Origin of the sequence: Henriciella sp. (assembly GCF_049649345.1) — a bacterium.
Taxonomy (GTDB): Bacteria; Pseudomonadota; Alphaproteobacteria; order Caulobacterales; family Hyphomonadaceae; genus Henriciella.
In genome coordinates this window covers 1-1,763 of record NZ_JBARZC010000301.1, presented here as the reverse complement: position 1 = coordinate 1,763, position 1,763 = coordinate 1, and the positions used below count along the sequence as shown (strand labels likewise).

2 protein-coding genes are annotated in these 1,763 nt (G+C 59.3%); both read right to left on the bottom strand.

Annotated features, from left to right (window positions below; genetic code table 11):
- Nucleotides 1-1,553 (bottom strand): NAD+ synthase (locus WA989_RS07980; protein ID WP_424339974.1); only part of this gene is annotated, 1,553 nt, incomplete at its 3' end.
- A 22-nt stretch (nucleotides 1,554-1,575) separates the two neighbouring features.
- Nucleotides 1,576-1,763, bottom strand: a 188-nt coding sequence (locus WA989_RS07975; protein ID WP_424339973.1) for a DegT/DnrJ/EryC1/StrS family aminotransferase, incomplete at its 5' end; no start/stop codon positions are given.

The following is a 1,763-nucleotide window of genomic DNA, read 5'->3' as shown; positions in this document are numbered from 1 at the left end:
AGATACAAGAGATGCTCGATCCGCTTTACAGTCGCCTCTTCATGGCCGCGCGCCATGATATCGCGAATGTCTTCTTCCTCATCGACAAGCCCGCGCAGGATATCGTCGAGGTCGTCATAAGGTGGTAGCGAATCCTCATCCTTCTGGTCTTCGCGCAATTCGGCCGAGGGCGGCTTGGTGATGATCCGCTCCGGGATCACCTCACCTTTCGGGCCAAGCGCGCCAGACGGGTGGTTGAGATTACGCCATTTGCAGAGCTCGAAGACTTCAGTCTTGTAGAAGTCCTTCAGCGCATTGTAGCCGCCGCACATGTCGCCATAGAGCGTCGCATAACCTACGGCCATCTCAGACTTGTTACCCGTCGTGACGACCATATGGCCGAACTTGTTGGAAAGTGCCATGAGCGTCACGGCCCGCAGGCGCGACTGGATATTCTCTTCGGTGGTGTCCCTCTGCGTTTCAGCAAACTGCTCGCCCAGCATTTCATCCATTGCGCCGACACCCGGGGCAATGTTGATGATGTCATAGCGCGCGCCGAGCGCATTGGCGCAGGCCTTGGCGTCTTCCAGACTGTCAGACGATGTATATTTCGACGGCAGCATGACACACCAGACGCGATCCGCGCCCAGCGCATCGACCGCGATCGCGGCCGTTAGCGCGCTGTCGATCCCGCCCGACATACCGAGCACGACACCCGGAAACTTGTTCTTGTTGACATAATCGCCGAGCGCCAGCATCGCCGCGCGATACTCCATATGCCACCCATCATGATCGAGCCGGCAGCCATCATCCTTCAGGATCAGCCTGCGTGTTTCGAGATCGAATTCGACAAGCTCCGTCCCCGTCTGGAACTGGCCAACAAGGCCGCAGCGCTCAGCGTGGGTTGAATTGGTGGCATAGGACGCCCCATCGAAAACCAGCTCATCCTGCCCGCCGACCTGATTGACGAAAAGATAGGGCATGCCGAGCGGTGCCCATTTGTCGAAGGCCTCAGCCCGCTCTGCATGAATGCTTCGCCGCCAGGGGGACCCGTTTGGAATGAGGAGGAGTTCAGCCCCCGCCGCATGCGCCGCGCGTGGCACGCGCTCGAACCAGACATCCTCACAGATCGCGAGGCCAATCTTCACGCCCTTCACATCTATGATCACCGCCGGCGACTGGCCCTTGGTGAAAAGGCGTTGTTCGTCGAAGACGCCATAGTTCGGCAATTCCTGCTTGTCATACCGCGCCTTCACAGCGCCGCGCGCGCAATAGACCACCGAGTTGTAGAGCGCGCCCGCTTCTGCCCAGGGCGATCCGATCGCGAAAGCCGGCAAATCCTTGCTCTCTACCGCCAGTGTCTTGACCGCCGTCATGCAGTCCTCGACCGCGCTCGGTTTCAGAACGAGGTCTTCAGGCGGATAGCCAAGCAGGAACATCTCGGCGAAGACGACGAGATCGGCGCCCTTGTCGGCGCCGTCCTTTAGCGTTTCGCGCGCCAGTTCCAGATTGCCGTCAATATCTCCGACAATCGGATTAAGCTGCGCGACCAGGATTTTCAGCGTCTCAGACATGAGGCTGACTTAAGGCGCGTTTTCAGCGCTGCAAAGCCCCAAGAAGCGTGTTGCAAACCTTATGGACCTGTCCTTCCGATAGATAGGGGTGCATCGGCAGGCTCAGCACTTCGCGCGACGCCTTCTCGCACTCCGGCAAGCCACGCGCTGGCGCGAACTGTTCGAAGGCCGGCATCTGGTGGATCGGCGTGTCGTAATAGATTGCCGTTG